Genomic DNA, 16,076 nt, shown 5'->3' with positions numbered 1-16,076 from the left:
GGGGCCGGCACGAGAAGCCGGGACCGCGCCGCCGGACGGCATGCGGACGGCCCCGCGCTTTTCCACAAAGAAAAGGCCCGGCGCGTGGCGGCGCCGGGCCTGTGGGGCATCGAACACGGACCCGAAGACGTCGGATCAGACGTCCTGGATCGCCGAGAGCACCCACTCGCCGCCGCGCGGGCGCACGAAGGTCCACACCTCGGTGAGTTCCTCCGGCGCATCCGTGCTGCCGGGGGTGAGCGCCCCGGTCGCGCGGTCGCGCAGCGTGTCGCGCATCTCGTAGCGCAGCGCGACGGTCGCATAATCCCGCGCATCCTCGCGCCACGCCTCGGCGAGGTCGCCCTGGAGCAGCTTCACGTCCCGGACCTCATTGCGCACGCCCTTGGCTTCGTTGGCGTCGAGTTCCTCGCTGAGCCCGGCCAGCACTTCCGGCGTCGTGAGACGGGACAGCGCGGCGCGGTCCTCGCGGGAGAACGCGTCCTGAATGCCGGTCAGGCGCGCCTCGAAGGCTTCGAAATCCTGCTGCTGAAGGCCGATCTCGTCGCGCACGCGGCGGTTGGGTGCCCGCTGATAGACCGGCGCGGCGGCCGGCCCGGCGTCAGGCGCAGCGTCAGGCGCAGGGGTGCCGGCGCCGTTTCCGCCGCCGAAACCGCCCAGCGCGCTGCGCGGCGCCGTCTGCGGCGCGGGAGACGGGGTCGACCCCGCGCCGTCGAACATGCCGCGATTGGCCGAATAGGGCGCGCCCGCACCGGCGGCCGCCGGCTGGCGACGGGCGACGAAGAAGCGGTAGGCCAGATAAGCGATCCCGCCGATCAGGGCGACCTGAAGCAACAGGCCGAACATGCCGGCAAGGCCGCCGAGGCCATGGCCGAGCAGAAGGCCGACGAGGCCGCCGATCGCGAGGCCCCGCATCAGCGAGCCCCCCAATCCGCCCCCGAACAGGCCGCCGCGCGCCCCGTTGGCCGCCGCGGCGGACGATTGCGGGCCCGGCGCGGGCGTGGTCGAGCGCTGCAAGGGTTGCGCGGTCGTGGGCGCCGTATTGGTCGCCGGCGGAGCGGTCCACGTGCGCGCGCCGCGGCTGCCGAAGCCGCCGCCCTTGCGCGCATCGGCATCGCCGACGACCGCGAGAGACATGACGGCGCCCAGCATCACCACACCGGCGAGCCCGGCTAATCGCTTGAAAAGGTTCATGTTACATCTAAGAAGCGAAGCTTCCTCCCAACCTGCCCTTACGGCAGTCTCTGGCAATATGGGGAGTGTCGCCGAGATATGAAAGAGGCGATCGCGACATGCTTCCGCCGGAGGCCCGGAAGCGCTAAAATGCTGCCGCGCACCAACGCCGACCGAGAGCGACGAGGCAGACATGGCAGCCACCGGTATTCCGCATTTCTGCAACGATCTCGGCGTGCCGGTCATCGAGGTGGGCGCCAGGGAGTTCATGTGCATCGGGGCGACGCCGCCCTTCGACCATCCGCACATCTTCCTGGACATGGGCCACGATACCGAAATCGTCTGCTCCTATTGTTCGACCCTCTACCGCTACAATCCCGCCCTGAAAGCCGACGAGGCACGGCCCGACGGCAGCCGGTGGCAGGAGCGGCCGGCCGCGGCCTGAGCCGTGTCCGCCCACCGAAAGAGGGGGCCGGCCGCGAGCGCTGTGATCGTGGGCGGGGGCATAGGCGGGCTCGCTTGTGCGATCGCGCTGCGGCGTGCCGGGCTCGAAGTCTGCGTCCTCGAACAGGCCGCGGAATTCGGTGAGATCGGCGCCGGGCTGCAATTGAGCCCGAACGCGACGCGCATTCTCCAGGATCTCGGCGTGCTGGACCAGGTCGCGGACCATGCGGTCGCGCCCGATGCGCTCGAGATCAAGGATGGCCATTCCGGCCGCCTGATCGCCGCGTGTCCCTATCGCCCGGCGGCGGAACGGCTCGGCGCACCCTTTCTGGTCGCCCACCGGGCCGATCTGCACCACGTCCTCGCCGAAGCGGCCCGCGCGCTCGGCTGCCGGCTGGAACTCGGGGCCCGCCTGGAGGGGGTCGAGGCCTCGGAAGGCACGGCGATCGCGGTGGCGAACCGGCACGGCGAGGCTTTGCCGGTGGAGGCCGACATCCTGATCGGCGCGGACGGGGTCCGCTCGACGGTGCGCGCACAGCTCGGCGGGTCCGCGGCTCCGGTCTTCGCCGGCCGGATCGCCTATCGCGCGACGGTGACGGGAACCGCCCCCGGCGCGCCCGCGGTGCGGCTCTATCTCGGCCCGGACGCACATCTCGTCACCTATCCGATGCGCGGCGGCGGCATGACCAATCTCGTCGCCGTGGCGCGGGCGGAGGATGGCCATGCCGATTGGGACATGGCGGCGGACGCGGGTGCGGCGCACCGGGCCTTCGCCCATTGGGCGCCCGAAGTGCGCGAATTGATTGCCGCCGCCGAGCATCTGACGAGCTGGAGCCTGTTCGACCTCGATCCCCTGCCGCGCTGGGGGGCCGGCCGGGCGACGCTGCTGGGCGACGCGGCCCACGCGATGCTGCCCTTCCTCGCCCAGGGCGCGGCCCAGGCGATCGAGGATGCGGCGGCGCTGGCCGCGGCGCTGCGGAGCGCGCCGACAGCGCAGGCCGCGCTGCGCGCCTACGAGGCCTCACGGCGCCCGCGGACGGCACGGATCCAGCGCGAGGCGCGGACCTCGGGCGCCATCTACCACCTCTCCGGCCCGGCACGGATCGCCCGTGACGCCTTTATCGGCCTCACCGGCACCCGCCTGCTGGAGCGTTACGACTGGCTTTACGGCGCGCGGATCTGACGCGCGCTCACATCCCCTCCGCCGCGCGCACGAACCACCCGACCGACCACGGCCCGGCCCGCCCGGCGTCGAGGTCGCCCTCGCGCCAGATCGCCGCGCCCGCCGGCTCCGCCAGGCCGTCGGCCTCCTCGGGGCCGAGATTGGCGCGCAGCCACAGGACCGGCCCGGCCGCGTCGGACCACACCACCTCGAAGGCGGTCGGCCCGATCATGCGGTACTGGCCGCCGGCCGTGATGCGTCCGGCCAGAGGCCAGATCTGCTCGCGCCGCACCTGAAGGGCGCGGCGGTACCAGTCCAGCCAGGCCTGCCCCGCCGGATCGTCGCGGGCCGACCAGTCCAGCGCAGCCGAGAGGAAGGTGGCCTCGGCCATCGGGTCCGGGATGGTCGCGCGGACCGCGGGATCGGCGAAGGCGGGAAAGCGCGCGAATTCCGCCCGCCGCCCCTCGCGCACGGCGTCCGCGAGATCGCCGGTGAAGCCGCAGAAGAACGGGAAGGGCTGGGTGGAGCCCCATTCCTCGCCCATGAACAGCATCGGCACCTGGGGACCGAGGAGATAGAGCGCCGCCGCCGCCCGCACCGCCGCCGCCGGCGCGAGCGCGGCGATCCGTTCGCCGAAGGCGCGGTTGCCGATCTGGTCGTGATTCTGCAGGAAGGCGACGAAGGCGGCGGGCGGCAGGGCGCCGCTCGGCTCGCCGCGGCCGTGCCCGCGATAGGCCATCACCTCGCCCTGAAAGGCGAAGCCCTCCGCCAGCGCGCGCGGCAGCAGGGAAAAGTCGGCGCGGTAGTCGGCATAATAGCCGTCCCCCTCCCCCGTCACCGCGACGTGCAGGCCGTGATGGACGTCGTCGTTCCATTGCGCGGTGAAGCCGCCGGGCACGTCGGCGCCGAGCCGGCGGGCCGCATTCTCCTCGTTCTCGAGCACCAGATGGATCTGCCGGCCGGGATGGGCGGCGCGCACCCGGCGGCTCAATTCGGCGAGCAGATCCTCGGCGCTGTCGTCGATGATGGCATGGACGGCATCGAGGCGAAGCCCGTCGAAATGGAATTCGTCGATCCAATAGAGCGCGTTGTGGATCATGAAGTCGCGCACCGGCCGGCTGTCCGGCCCGTCATAATTGAGCGCCGCGCCCCAGGGCGTGTGGTGCCGTTCGGTGAAGAAGGAGGGCGCGTAGGCGCCGAGATAATTCCCGTCCGGCCCGAAATGGTTGTAGACGACGTCGAGCAGCACCATCAGGCCGCGCGCATGGGCGGCATCGACCAGAGCGCGCAGATCGTCGGGCCGGCCATAGGCGGCATCCGGCGCATAGAGCAGGACGCCGTCATAGCCCCAATTGTGCGGGCCGGGGAAATCGGCGACCGGCATCAGCTCGATGGCGGTGATCCCCAGTTCGACCAGGTCGTCGAGCCGGTCGATCGCGGCGCGGAACGTGCCTTCGGAGGTGAAGGTCCCGACATGCAGCTCGTAGAGGATCGCCTCGTGCCACGGCCGCCCGGTCCAGTCGGTGTCGCGCCAGGCATAGCGGGCGGGATCGATCACCTCGGAGGGGCCGTGGCAATCCTCGGGCTGGAAGCGCGAGGCGGGGTCCGGCACCAGGAGCCCGTCCTCCAGTTCGAAGCGGTAGCGCGCCCCGGTCTCGACTTCGGGCAGGAGAAGCGCGTGCCAACCCTCCGCCGCCGCCGCCATCTCGACCGTGGCGCCGCCGACATGCAACAGCACCCGCCGCTGCGCGGGCGCATAGAAGCGGAAGCGCACGCCCGCGGGCGTGACTGCCGCGCCGAACGGCATTGCAGGGAAGCGGGAGGTCGCCGCATCCGGCCGGTCGTCGTCAGGGATCATGGAAATAGCCCATCGCCGTAGGAGGGTCTCGACCGCGTCCGGCCACGGCAATAAACCCCACCGCAAACCCTCTGTTCCGCCCGCGGTTGCGGCGCGGAGCGCGCCTTCTATCCTGACCGGCGGACTGACGGGAGATCCGATGACGCAGGACGCCTTCGACGCCGCGCTCGATCCGGCCGATTGGGCGGCGATGCGCGCGATTTTCCACGCCGCCGCCGATGACGGCCTCGCGCATCTCGCCCAGGCCCGCGCCCGCCCGGTCTGGACCCGCCCGCCGGACGCCGCGCGCGCGGCACTGGCCGAGCCCGTGCCGCAGGCCGGCCAGCCGGTCGCGGCCATCTACGACACCTTCAAGACCCATATCCTGCCCTACGGCACCGGCAATGTGCATCCCGCCTTCTTCGGCTGGGCGCTCGGCGCGGGCACGGCGGAGGGGGTCCTCGGCGAGATGCTCGCCGCCTTCATGAACTGCAATCTCGGCGGCTGGGACCAGATCGCCGCCGACCTGGAGCGCCAGGTGATCGACTGGTGCCGGCAGATGACCGGCTTCCCCGCCGGGTCGAGCGGCCTGCTCACCAGCGGCACCTCGCTCGGCACCTTGATCGCGCTCGCGGTGGCGCGCGAGGCCGCGACGGCGGGCGAGATCGGGGAATATGGCGTCGCGGCGGCCGGAAGCGGCCTCGTCGGCTATGCCTCGACCGAGGCCCATGGCTGCTTCGCCAAGGCGTTCGCGACGCTCGGCCTCGGCCGCGCCCATCTGCGCCGGGTGCCGGTCGATGCCGACCACAGACTCGACTGCGCCGCGCTGGAGGCGATGATCGCCGCCGACCGGGCGCGCGGCCTGCGGCCGTTCTGCGCCATCGCCACCTGCGGCACGATCAATACCGGGGCGATCGACGACCTCGCGCGGGTCGCCGACATCTGCGCCCGCGCGCGGCTGTGGTTCCATGTCGATGCCGCGTTCGGGGTCGGCGCGCTCCTGACCGCCGCGCACCGCGCCCGCGCCGCACCGCTGGCGCGCGCCGATTCGATCGCGTTCGACTTCCACAAATGGTTCCAGGTGCCCTACGACGCCGGCATCGTCCTGATCCGCGACGCCGCGGCCCACCGCGCCGCCTTCGCGGCGCCGGCGGACTATCTCGCCCCGGCCGCGCGCGGCCTCGCCGCCGGCGCCCCCTGGTTCTGCGATTACGGCCCCGAACTCTCCCGTTCGTTCCGCGCCCTGAAAATCTGGTTCACCTTCAAGGCCCACGGTCTGTCCGGACTGTCGGCGATGATCGAGAAGAATTGCCGCCAGGCGCAATTCCTCGCCGACCTGATCGCGGCGAACGCCCCCCGTCTCGCCCTGCTGGCGCCGGTCAATCTCAACATCGTCTGCTTCCGCTACGTCCCGGCCGACGGGAGCGACGCGGACGCGCTGAATGCCGAGATCGTCGCCGACCTCCAGGAGCAGGGGATCGCGGCGCCCTCCCTCACCACGCTGTCCGGCCGCACCGCGATCCGGGTCTGCCTCGTCAATCACCGCACCCGCGCGGCCGATCTCGAGCGGCTGGTGGAGGCGACGCTGGCGCTTGGTGCGGCGCGGGAGGCGGCGGCGCGCGCCTGAGAGAAAGCCGCGCTGCGGTGCCGCGCTTGCGCATCCGGGCTTGCCCTTCGCCTTCGCGCCTGCGAGAAGGCGCGATCATGATCGTTCTCGACGACATCTCGCTGCGCCTCGCAGGGCGCCTGCTGCTCGATCACGCCTCCGCCGCCATCCCCGAGGGCGCGCGCGTCGGCGTGGTCGGCCGCAACGGCGCGGGCAAGACCACTTTGTTCAAGGCCGTGATGGGCGAGCTGGAGCTGGAGACCGGCTCGGTGCGCCTGCCCAACCGCACCCGCATCGGCCGCGTCGCCCAGGAGGCGCCGGCCGGACCGGACAGTCTTCTGGAACGCGTGCTCGCCGCCGACGAGGAGCGCGCGGCGCTCCTGATCGAGCGCGAGACGGCGCATGATCCGATGCGGATCGCCGAGGTCGAGATGCGCCTCGTCGACATCGACGCCCATTCCGCCCCCGCGCGGGCCGCGCGCATCCTCGCCGGCCTCGGCTTCGACGAGGCGGCGCAGGCCCGCGCCTGCGCGGAATTTTCCGGCGGCTGGCGGATGCGCGTCGCGCTCGCGGCGCTGCTGTTCACCGAGCCGGACCTGCTCCTGCTCGACGAGCCGACCAATTATCTCGACCTCGAAGGCACGCTCTGGCTCCAGGACTATCTCGCGAACTATCCGCGCACGGTCATCCTGATCAGCCATGACCGCGACCTGCTCGACACCAGCGTCGACCACATCCTGCATTTCTTCAACGGCAAGCTGACGCTGTATCGCGGCGGCTTCACCGCCTTCGATCGCCAGCGCCGCGAAAAGATGCTGCTGGACCAGAAGCACCGCAAGAAGCAGGAAGCCCAGCGCGCGCATATGGAAGCCTTCGTCGCCCGCTTCAAGGCGAAGGCCTCCAAGGCCAAGCAGGCCCAGTCGCGCGTCAAGGCGCTCGCCCGCATGGAGCCGATCACCCCGGAAGTCGGCGAGCAGGCGGCCTCGATCTCCATCCGCCATCCCGAAAAGCTGCTCTCGCCGCCGATCGTGGTGCTGGACCGGGTGGATGTCGGCTATGTCGACGACAAGCCGATCCTGCGCAATCTCGAACTGCGCATCGACGAAGACGACCGGATCGCGCTGCTCGGGCCGAACGGCAACGGCAAATCCACCTTCGCCAAGCTGATCGCCGACCGCCTGAAGCCGCAGCGCGGCAAGGTGGTGCGGGCCGACAAGCTGGAGGTCGCCTATCTCGCCCAGCACCAGCTCGACGAACTGGTGCCCGGCGACAGCCCCGCCGAACATGTGCGCAAGCTGATGCCCGACGCGCCCGAGGCGCGGGTGCGCGCCCGCGCGGCCGAAATGGGCTTTTCCGGCCAGGCGGCCGATACCAAGGTGTCGTCGCTCTCGGGCGGCGAGAAGGCCCGTCTTCTGCTCGGCCTCGCGGCCTTCAACGGGCCGCATCTGCTGATCCTGGACGAGCCGACCAACCATCTCGACATCCAGTCGCGCGAAGCCCTGATCAACGGCATCAACGACTTTCCGGGCGCCGTGATCCTGGTGTCGCACGACCGGCATCTTCTGGAAGCCTGCGTCGACCGCTTGTGGATGGTCGGCGACGGCACGGTGAAGCCCTACGACGGCGATCTCGACCAATATCGCCGCGACGTCCTCGGCCGCTCCGGCCGGATGACCGGCGACGGGCGGAAGGACAAGCAAGGCGCGTCCGATCCGGCGGACGCCGCGAGCGCCCACCGCAAGCGCCTGCTGGAGATCGAAACCCAGGTCGCGAAGCTGGAGAAGGACATCGCCGCCATCGACAAGCGTCTGGCCGATCCCAAGATCCAGAAATTTCCCGCCGACGGCGCCCGCCTGACCAAGCAGCGCGCCGAGGCGGAGGCGGCGCTTGCGGCGGCCGAGGAAGCCTGGCTCGAGGCGACCGCCAGCCCGGAGACGGCCGGGGCCTGACGGCCCCGGCCCCGGCGCCCTGTCAGGCGCCGATCTTCTCGCGGATCATCCGCTCCGCCAGCCGTGCCTCCCACGCATCCTCGAAGATTTCGGACAGCGGAACCTTGGCCTCATGGCCGGGGGCCGTCGCGAAGGAGATGCCGAGCGGCGCGAGGTCGATGACCGGCAGGAGGTCGTCGACCATTTCGGAGACCGTCTTGTATTTGTCGTACTCCTTGACCAGCTCGTCTCGGCTGACCTTCATCATCGCGATCATCTCATCGAAATCCAGCTTCGTTTCCTTGTACATCTTCGGCTCTCGAATATATTGCTTGAGCGTCTCCCCTTGCACCTCCCGAATGTCGAGGATCTGCGCGTTGACGATCTCGATTTCCTTCTGCGTCGTCTTGAGGATCTGCTGGATGGAGATGGCGCGGGCCTCCTCCACGCTCATATAGGCTTCGAAGACGATCTGGAACGAGCCGATAAACTGCGTCTCGAAGAATTTTTTCTCGTGATAGACGCTGCCGCTCTGCGCGATGAACAAATGCAGGCCGCCGGACATTGGCAGGTCCTGGAAAGCGGCCTTCTGGCTGACGCTGGAATGGGACGCGAACTGGGTCAGGAAGCCGTTCAGCAGCGCCACGACGCGGTTGATGGTGAGGTTGATGTCCTCCACGAAGGCCGGCAGATTCTGCTTCACCTCGGCATTGGTCTCGGGTGAAGCCTTTTCGGAGCCGGGAACCTCGGGTGAGGGAAATTTGGCGGCCGAAATGGCCTTGCCGATGGTGGTGATGATGTCCGCGACCCGCTGGAGCGACCAGTCGCTGTAATTCTGGTAATCGGAGCGGCGATCGCCGAAGAAACGGGAGAATTTCCAGCCGTTCTTCGTATAAAAATCACTCACGACGGCCTGGATCGCTTCCAGCATCTCCGTTTCTTTTTTCCTCGAATCGGAGGCCAGCTTCTCCATGAAAGCCTTGAATTCGGCATCCTGGCGCTCTTTGTCGGCAATGGTCTGTGTCTTGCCCATGAAACCCTCTCCCCAGATGATCTCAACGTGCGGTTGAGAATGCGAGTCAGCTTGAATTCGGGTGATGTGGGGCCGCCGCGGCGCGAAGCTGGTCACGGGACGCCGCCGGTCGACGCAGGCACGCGCCTGCGGACGATCCGGGCGGTCCCGCCCCGCGTCGCGGTGCTCGTGTCACGTCGGAGGCCGCGGCTTCCCGCGACACTGGGGCCGGGCCCTGGCGCGGCCGATTTCCAGCCGCCCGCCTAAAGGCAGCCGGGCGCCGCGCTACGCGACCGGTCCGTCCCGCTGGACGACCTCACTGGCAGGCGGGCAGCGCCATCGTATTGGTTCCGGCGACCGCATTGATGTTCATGAAGGCGGCCGGGTTGCTGGAGGCCTGGAAACAGTAATTGTCGGTTCCCGTCACCGTGTAGAAGCACGATGTGACGTTTACGGCCAAGACGATGTTGTTGAGACCGACAACGCGGAACACCGTCGCGGTCGCCGCGCGCGTGGCGGAGCTGTTCGGGTTCTTGCGGAATGTGATTCCAGTATTGGACCCATCGACCGTAATGGCGGTGTAATTCGTGCAATTCGCGCTGAAGGGCAGGTCCACGGCCAAAGCCGGGAGACTGCCGAGCCCCGCGAGGCCGAGACCCAAAGCAGCGGACACGGCGCCCTTGCGGAACTGGCGGCCCTTGTGGCGCGCACATTGCCTGAACGTCCTCATCGCACATCCCCCCAGGCGGCGCGATCACCCGATGCTTCCGGCGGAGGCGCGCACGCGCCGATGGGCAACCCCTCCGCGACGCAATCTATAGATGCAAAAGGGAGATTGTTCAACTTTAAATCGCTGGATTCCAGCCGGTCTATTTCTGGTTGCGCAACCCCGCAGCAGTCGAAGATCTTTTGCCGGGCGAAGATCCGAAGCCGCCGGGGCGCATGATCCTCCCGGCCTTGCCGATCAAGGAGACGGTCGCGATGGCCGACCTGTTCAACGGGCGGGTTCGCGGCTCCGCTCTCGCGAGGACAAGCTGGCGGCGCAACCGCCGCGCGGAAGGTCCGGCACCGGCTCGATCTGGACGGTATCTTCGTCTGGCAGGACAACGCCGTTCATGATTGACTTTGCCAGGTCCGCGCGCAGGGAGGGGTCGTCCGTCCCCCCGATCATTCGATCCCGCCTCCGGCCCGCCGGGACATGGTTACACAGAGCCGAGGGAGGAGAATTCGATGGGACGCCTTCGACATCGCATCGCGCCCGCGCTCCGCTTCCTGCGCAAAGGCGGGGTGCATGTGGCGCTGGGCCTCGGATTTGCGGGCCTCGGTCTCCCGGCTCTGGCCGTGGAACTGCCGTTCAGCCCCGATTGCACGCGCGTCACGACCATCGACGTCGCCCCGCCCCATACCGGGATCGTCTTTCGAAAGAACCCGAACAGCGTCTCGACGCGTGCGGCCACGGCAACAGTGCACCGGATCGACGGTGTCAAGATGATCACTTTGGCCCCGAACGTCGTGTCGTGCTTCCACCCCGTGGAGGAGAGCGACAAATACTGCTTCATGTCCTCGACGGACCCGGGCGCATTCGCGGCCGTCAATGCGGTTCCCGACACCAACAGGATGCACCTGTTCCTGTGTCAGTGAGGGCGCTGCCCGGCCGAACGGCGTTGTGGCGCGGCCGGAGACAGGCGCGCGTCCTCGCTCAGCGAAGCCGGACGATCACCCCCTCGTGGGGCCGGAGCGAGATCTCGCTTGCCACCCGCTCCGCCTCCCGGTCGCCGGAGGTGGAGAGCAGAATCTGCCCCTCGACCGGCGCCGCGACGAGGATGGGATCGCCGCCGAGATTGAGCGCGACCACCAGGCTTTCACCCTCCGCCGCGCGCCCGTACAGGAACAGGTCGCCCTCGGCCGCCATCGGCACATAGGCCCCCAGGGACAAGGCCGCAGACCCACGCCGCAGCGCCAGAAGGCGGCGATACAACGTGAGAAGGGACTCGCCCTCGCGGGTCTCCGCCGCCACATTGACCTCGGTGAAATCGGGCGAGACCGGCAGCCACGGCTCGACCTCGGAGAAGCCGGCCTGGGGGCCGGCATCCCACTGCATCGGGGTGCGCACGCCGTCGCGGCCGAGGCCGAGGCCGGGGACATTCTTCTCATAAGGGTCCTGCACGCGCTCCGGCGGAATCTCGACCTGCGCCATGCCGATCTCGTCGCCGTAATAGAGCGTCGGCGTCCCGCGCAAAGTCAGAAGCAGCATGGCGGCGACGCGCGCCTGGTCCGGCCCGACGCGCTTCAGGATCCGCGGCCGGTCGTGATTGCCGAGCACCCAGTTCGGCCACCCGCCCGCGGGCAGCGCGGCCTCGTAGCGCGCCACCAGATCCGCGATGTCCCGGGCCGTCCACGGCGTCTCCAGCAAAGCGAAATTGAACGGCAGATGGGCGCCGTCGAGAGTGCGGCCGTAATAGGCGACGAGGCGCTCCAGCGGCAGATAGATCTCGCCGATCAGAACCCGGTCGGGAAATTCGTCGACCACCCGCCGCAGCCGCGCGACCACCTCCTGCACCTCCGCGAGGTCGGTCGTGTGGACCGGCAGCAGGCTCTGATAGGGATTGCGGCCGGCGCGATAGTCCGGGTTCGGCGGGTTGTCGCGGAATTCCGGGTCTTTCAGCATGTGCCAGATGACGTCGACCCGAAAGCCGTCGACGCCGCGCCGCATCCAGAACCGCATGACCTCGAAGATCGCCTCGGCGACGGCGGGATTGCGCCAGTTGAGGTCGGGCTGGCGGTCGAGAAAGGCGTGGTAATAATATTGCCCGCTCGCCGCATCCTCGGCCCAGGCGCTGCCGCCGAATTCCGACAGCCAATTGTTCGGAGGCCCGCCGTCCGGGGCGGGATCGCGCCAGATGTACCAATCGCGCTTCGCGCTGTCCCGCCCGGTCCGCGCCTCCTGGAACCAGGGGTGGGCGTCCGACGTATGGTTCGGAACCAGGTCGACCAGGACCTTGAGGCCCTTGTCGTGCGCCGCCGCGACCAGGGCGTCGAAATCGGCGAGGGTGCCGAAGATCGGATCGACATCCACATAATCGGCCACGTCATAACCGAAATCGGCCATGGGCGAGGGATAGAAAGGCGACAGCCAGACGGCATCGACGCCGAGTTCGACGAGATAATCGAGCCGGCGGACAATGCCCGCGAGGTCGCCGATGCCGTCCCCGTTGGTGTCCTGAAACGAGCGCGGATAGATCTGATAGATCGTCCCGCGCTGCCACCAGGGCGCCGAACTCCGCTCAGGAGGGTGCTCCAAGATGCGTCTCCTCGATTTCGCCGTCCGCACGGAAAACCGGTCTCGGCATAGACCAGTTCCGGCACCCTGCGGTGCGGCAAGAAATCGCCGCCCCGCGGGGAACCGGAAGCTCGGCCGCGCGTTGGCCGAGATGGAGGGGGTCTCTCGGCACGCCGGGAGGAGACCCGTCGCTCCATTTCCCGTCGCGACGAGCACCATGCCCAAACTGCCGGTCCTTCCCGTTTTCGAGTGCGCCTCGCGCGCCGCCAGCCGCCTTTCGGAGAGCTGACATGGACGCGCCCATCACCGCTGGCGACGACCCGTTCTGGTATAAGGATGCGGTCATTTATCAACTGCACGTGAAGTCGTTTTTCGACGCGAATAACGACGGAATCGGCGACTTTCCGGGCTTAATTTCGAAGCTCGATTATATCGCCGATCTCGGTGCGACCGCGATCTGGCTGCTGCCCTTCTACCCCTCCCCGCGGCGCGACGACGGCTACGACATCGCGCTCTACGAGGGTGTTTCGCCGGATTACGGCACCATGGAGGACGCCCGGCGCTTCATCGAGGCCGCCCACGCCCGTGGAATCCGCGTCATTACCGAACTGGTCGTCAACCATACCTCGGACCAGCACCCCTGGTTCCAGGCCGCCCGGGCCGCGCCCAAAGGCTCGCCGGAACGCAATTATTATGTCTGGGCGGACGACGACGCAGGTTATTCCGGAACCCGCATCATCTTCCTCGACACGGAGAAGTCGAACTGGACATACGATCCGGTGGCCGGCCAGTATTACTGGCACCGCTTCTATTCCCATCAGCCGGATCTCAATTTCGATAATCCCGAAGTGCTGGAGCGCATCCTGTCCGTAATGCGATTCTGGCTCGACATCGGCGTCGACGGGCTGCGGCTCGACGCGGTCCCCTATCTGATCGAGCGTGAGGGCACCTCGAACGAGAACTTGCCCGAGACCCATGATATCCTGAAGCGTATCCGCGCCCATCTCGAAGAGCGCTATACTGGGCGCATGCTGCTCGCCGAGGCCAATATGTGGCCGGAGGACACGCAGCAATATTTCGGCGAGAACGGCGACGAATGCCACATGGCGTTCCACTTCCCGCTGATGCCGCGCATGTACATGGCGATCGCCAAGGAAGACCGCTTCCCGATCACCGACATCCTGCGCCAGACCCCGGCAATCCCGGAAAGCTGCCAATGGGCCATCTTCCTGCGCAACCATGACGAGCTGACCCTCGAAATGGTCACCGATGCCGAGCGCGACTATCTCTGGACGGTCTATGCCGCCGACCGGCGGGCCCGGCTCAATCTCGGCATCCGCCGCCGCCTCGCCCCCCTCCTCCAGCGCGACCGCCGCCGCATCGAACTGATGAACGCTTTGCTGCTTTCGATGCCGGGAACGCCTGTGATCTATTATGGCGACGAGATCGGCATGGGCGACAACATCCATCTCGGCGACCGCGACGGCGTGCGCACGCCTATGCAATGGTCCCCCGACCGCAATGGCGGATTCTCCAAGGCGGATCCCGAGCTGCTCGTCCTGCCGCCGATCCAGGATCCGCTCTACGGCTATTACGCGCTGAACGTCGAAGCCCAGTTGCGCGACCCGCATTCGCTGCTCAACTGGACCCGGCGCGTGCTGGCGATCCGCAAACGCCACCCCTCGATGGGGCGCGGCACCTTCCGACTTCTCTATCCCGGCAACCGGAAGATCCTCGCTTATCTGCGCAGCTACGAGGGCGAGACCATCCTGTGCGTCGCGAACCTTTCGCAGACCCTCCAGGCGGTCGAACTCGACCTCTCGGAATTCGACCAGCGCGTGCCCGTGGAGATGGCCGGGGGCACGCCGTTCCCGCCGGTCGGCCGGCTCCCCTATCTCCTGACCGTGCCGGCCTATGGCTTCTATGCCTTCAATCTCTCGACCCAGATGGCCGAGCCGAGCTGGCACTCCCCGCCGCCGGAGCAATTGCCGGAATTCGTGACCTTGGTCTTGCGCGGCGGCCTCGCCGACGTCGTGTCCGAGCGGCATCGCCCGACCCTGGAGCGCGAGGCCTTGCCGGCCTATGTGCGCCGGCGCCGCTGGTTCGCCTCACGCAACGAACCGGTCGGCGGCGTGCGGGTGGCATGGGCCATGCCGCTCCCGCGCGCCGGCAACAATGTCTTCCTCGCGGAGATCGCGATCGACCTGCCCAGCGGGACCGAGCGCTACGTCGTGCCGCTCGCCATCGCCTGGGAAGACCAGCAGCCCTCCGCGCTGGCGGTCCAGCTCGCGCTGACGCGGGTGCGCCAGGGACGGCGGGTCGGGTTTCTCACCGATGCGCTCACGCTCGATTCCATGCCACACGCCGTCGTGCGCGCCATGCGGTCGGGCACCGCTTTGCCCCTGCCCGACGGCGGCGAACTACGCTTCGTGGCGACCCCGCGCCTCGCGGACGTGGAGATTTCACCCGACGCGCCAATCCACCGCGTCGCCGCCGAGGAAGCCACCTCCTCGATCGTCATCGAGGACTGCGCGAGCTTCAAGGTGATCCGCCGCACCCTGTTCGGCCTTCACCCCGAATCCGAAATGGTCCGCTACCTTACCGAGCAGGACTATGCCAACACCGCTCCGCTTCTCGGCGAGGTGGTGCGGTTTGATCCGGAGGGGCGTCCCGCCGTGCTGGCCTTGCTGCTCGGCTATGTCCGCAATCAAGGCGATGCCTGGAACTGGCTGGTGGACCAGCTTCGCCGCGCGCTCACTGCCAGCACCCAAGGCGGCACCGACATCGAGCGGAGCTTCGAGGAGCAGCTTTCGGGCGTGCCCCCCTTCCTCCGCGCGCTCGGCCGCCGGCTGGCCGAGTTTCACACGGTAATGGCCCGGCCAAGTGCGAACCCCGCCTTCGGCCCGGCAGCCGCCGATGCCGATCAGGTCCAGGCTTGGGCGAACGCGGCCCGCGCCGCGGTGCGCGATGCATGCGCGGTCCTCTCCGCAACCCGCGCATGGTCGTCCGACCAGGTGCGCCGGGAAGCCGAAGCCATACTTTCCGCCGGCGACGCCCTCGAAGCCGCCGCCGCGCGCCTCGCAGCGGCCGGCGAGGGCGCACCGCTCTCGCGCATCCATGGCGCGTTCCATTTCGGCCAAGTCCTGGTGTCGGGCGGCGATGCCTATATCGTCAATTTCGACGGATACGCGCACACCCCGATCGAAGCCCGCCGCACCAAGGACAGCCCATGGCGTGATGTCGCCGGCCTGATCCGCTCGATAGATGCGGCCGCGGCACATGTCGACTATACCGGCAGCGAGGTCCACGGCCTGGCAGAGGCGTGGCAGCGCCACGCCGTGTTCGAGCATTTTTCCGGCCGGGCCGTGCGGGCCTTCCTGTCAGGCTATCAGGAGGCCGTCACCGCGACGTCCCCCTCCGACCGCCAACTGCTCGATCTGTTCCTCCTCGAACGCGCCGCCGAGACCATCGGCGCGGAGGCCGCGGGTCGCCCCGCCGCTTTCGCCTATGCCGTGCGCAGCCTCTACACCATGGCCATCAAACACGCGGGCGCGGCGGAACTGCCCGTCGCCCCGGAACTCGAAGGAGCCCCCGCATGACACACCCGACGGACGGCGCCACCTGCGCCGCGCGGCAC

11 protein-coding genes are annotated in these 16,076 nt (G+C 68.6%); 6 read left to right on the top strand and 5 right to left on the bottom strand.

The annotated features are described in order from the left end of the window. Nucleotides 1–135: 135 nt before the first annotated feature. Nucleotides 136–1,191 carry a Tim44 domain-containing protein gene (locus EDC64_RS08695; RefSeq protein WP_132030893.1) on the bottom strand — a complete coding sequence of 352 codons (1,056 nt, stop codon included), beginning with the start codon at nucleotides 1,189–1,191 and terminating at the stop codon, nucleotides 136–138. 172 nt (nucleotides 1,192–1,363) lie between these two features. Here EDC64_RS08695 and EDC64_RS08690 point away from each other — a divergent pair, with 172 nt between their 5' ends. Both EDC64_RS08690 and EDC64_RS08685 read left to right on the top strand, forming a co-directional pair. Next, nucleotides 1,364–1,615 carry a zinc-finger domain-containing protein gene (locus EDC64_RS08690; protein WP_132030892.1) on the top strand — a complete coding sequence of 84 codons (252 nt, stop codon included), beginning with the start codon at nucleotides 1,364–1,366 and terminating at the stop codon, nucleotides 1,613–1,615. A 48-nt stretch (nucleotides 1,616–1,663) separates the two neighbouring features. Then, nucleotides 1,664–2,797, top strand: coding sequence for an FAD-dependent monooxygenase (locus tag EDC64_RS08685; RefSeq protein WP_245504610.1), 1,134 nt, complete (start codon nucleotides 1,664–1,666; stop codon nucleotides 2,795–2,797). Nucleotides 2,798–2,804: 7 nt separating this feature from the next. Here the strand turns inward: EDC64_RS08685 and treZ are convergent, their stop codons facing one another. Next, entirely contained in the window at nucleotides 2,805–4,634 is a 1,830-nt protein-coding gene (treZ, locus tag EDC64_RS08680) for a malto-oligosyltrehalose trehalohydrolase (RefSeq protein ID WP_245504609.1), read from the bottom strand. 139 nt (nucleotides 4,635–4,773) lie between these two features. Between treZ and EDC64_RS08675 the strand changes: the two genes are divergently transcribed. Both EDC64_RS08675 and EDC64_RS08670 read left to right on the top strand, forming a co-directional pair. Next, nucleotides 4,774–6,240 carry a pyridoxal phosphate-dependent decarboxylase family protein gene (locus EDC64_RS08675; RefSeq protein WP_132030890.1) on the top strand — a complete coding sequence of 489 codons (1,467 nt, stop codon included), beginning with the start codon at nucleotides 4,774–4,776 and terminating at the stop codon, nucleotides 6,238–6,240. Nucleotides 6,241–6,317: 77 nt separating this feature from the next. Next, complete coding sequence (locus EDC64_RS08670) at nucleotides 6,318–8,168, top strand: ABC-F family ATP-binding cassette domain-containing protein (protein WP_132030889.1); 1,851 nt, start codon at nucleotides 6,318–6,320, stop codon at nucleotides 8,166–8,168. Nucleotides 8,169–8,190: 22 nt separating this feature from the next. Here EDC64_RS08670 and EDC64_RS08665 read toward each other — a convergent pair whose 3' ends face one another. Continuing rightward, on the bottom strand, nucleotides 8,191–9,180 hold the full coding sequence (locus tag EDC64_RS08665; protein ID WP_132030888.1) for a hypothetical protein: 990 nt from the start codon (nucleotides 9,178–9,180) through the stop codon (nucleotides 8,191–8,193). A gap of 295 nt (nucleotides 9,181–9,475) precedes the next feature. Beyond that, a complete protein-coding gene (locus EDC64_RS08660; RefSeq protein ID WP_245504608.1) occupies nucleotides 9,476–9,889 on the bottom strand; it encodes a hypothetical protein in 414 nt (137 codons plus the stop codon). A gap of 500 nt (nucleotides 9,890–10,389) precedes the next feature. On the opposite strand from EDC64_RS08660, the gene EDC64_RS08655 reads away from it, so the two are divergent. Continuing rightward, complete coding sequence (locus EDC64_RS08655; RefSeq protein WP_207915974.1) at nucleotides 10,390–10,800, top strand: hypothetical protein; 411 nt, start codon at nucleotides 10,390–10,392, stop codon at nucleotides 10,798–10,800. Between the two features lie 58 nt (nucleotides 10,801–10,858). On the opposite strand, the gene EDC64_RS08650 is transcribed toward EDC64_RS08655, so the two are convergent. Then, nucleotides 10,859–12,460: an alpha-amylase family glycosyl hydrolase gene (locus tag EDC64_RS08650; protein WP_245504607.1), complete on the bottom strand. Its 1,602-nt coding sequence runs from the start codon at nucleotides 12,458–12,460 to the stop codon at nucleotides 10,859–10,861. Nucleotides 12,461–12,729: 269 nt separating this feature from the next. On the opposite strand from EDC64_RS08650, the gene treS reads away from it, so the two are divergent. Continuing rightward, nucleotides 12,730–16,038: a maltose alpha-D-glucosyltransferase gene (treS, locus tag EDC64_RS08645; RefSeq protein ID WP_132030886.1), complete on the top strand. Its 3,309-nt coding sequence runs from the start codon at nucleotides 12,730–12,732 to the stop codon at nucleotides 16,036–16,038. Nucleotides 16,039–16,076: the final 38 nt, after the last annotated feature.

The organism is Aquabacter spiritensis (assembly GCF_004346185.1).
Classification (GTDB): Bacteria; Pseudomonadota; Alphaproteobacteria; order Rhizobiales; family Xanthobacteraceae; genus Aquabacter; species Aquabacter spiritensis.
Note: the sequence above shows the minus strand (reverse complement) of the source record. Positions and strands in the feature narration are given on the sequence as shown.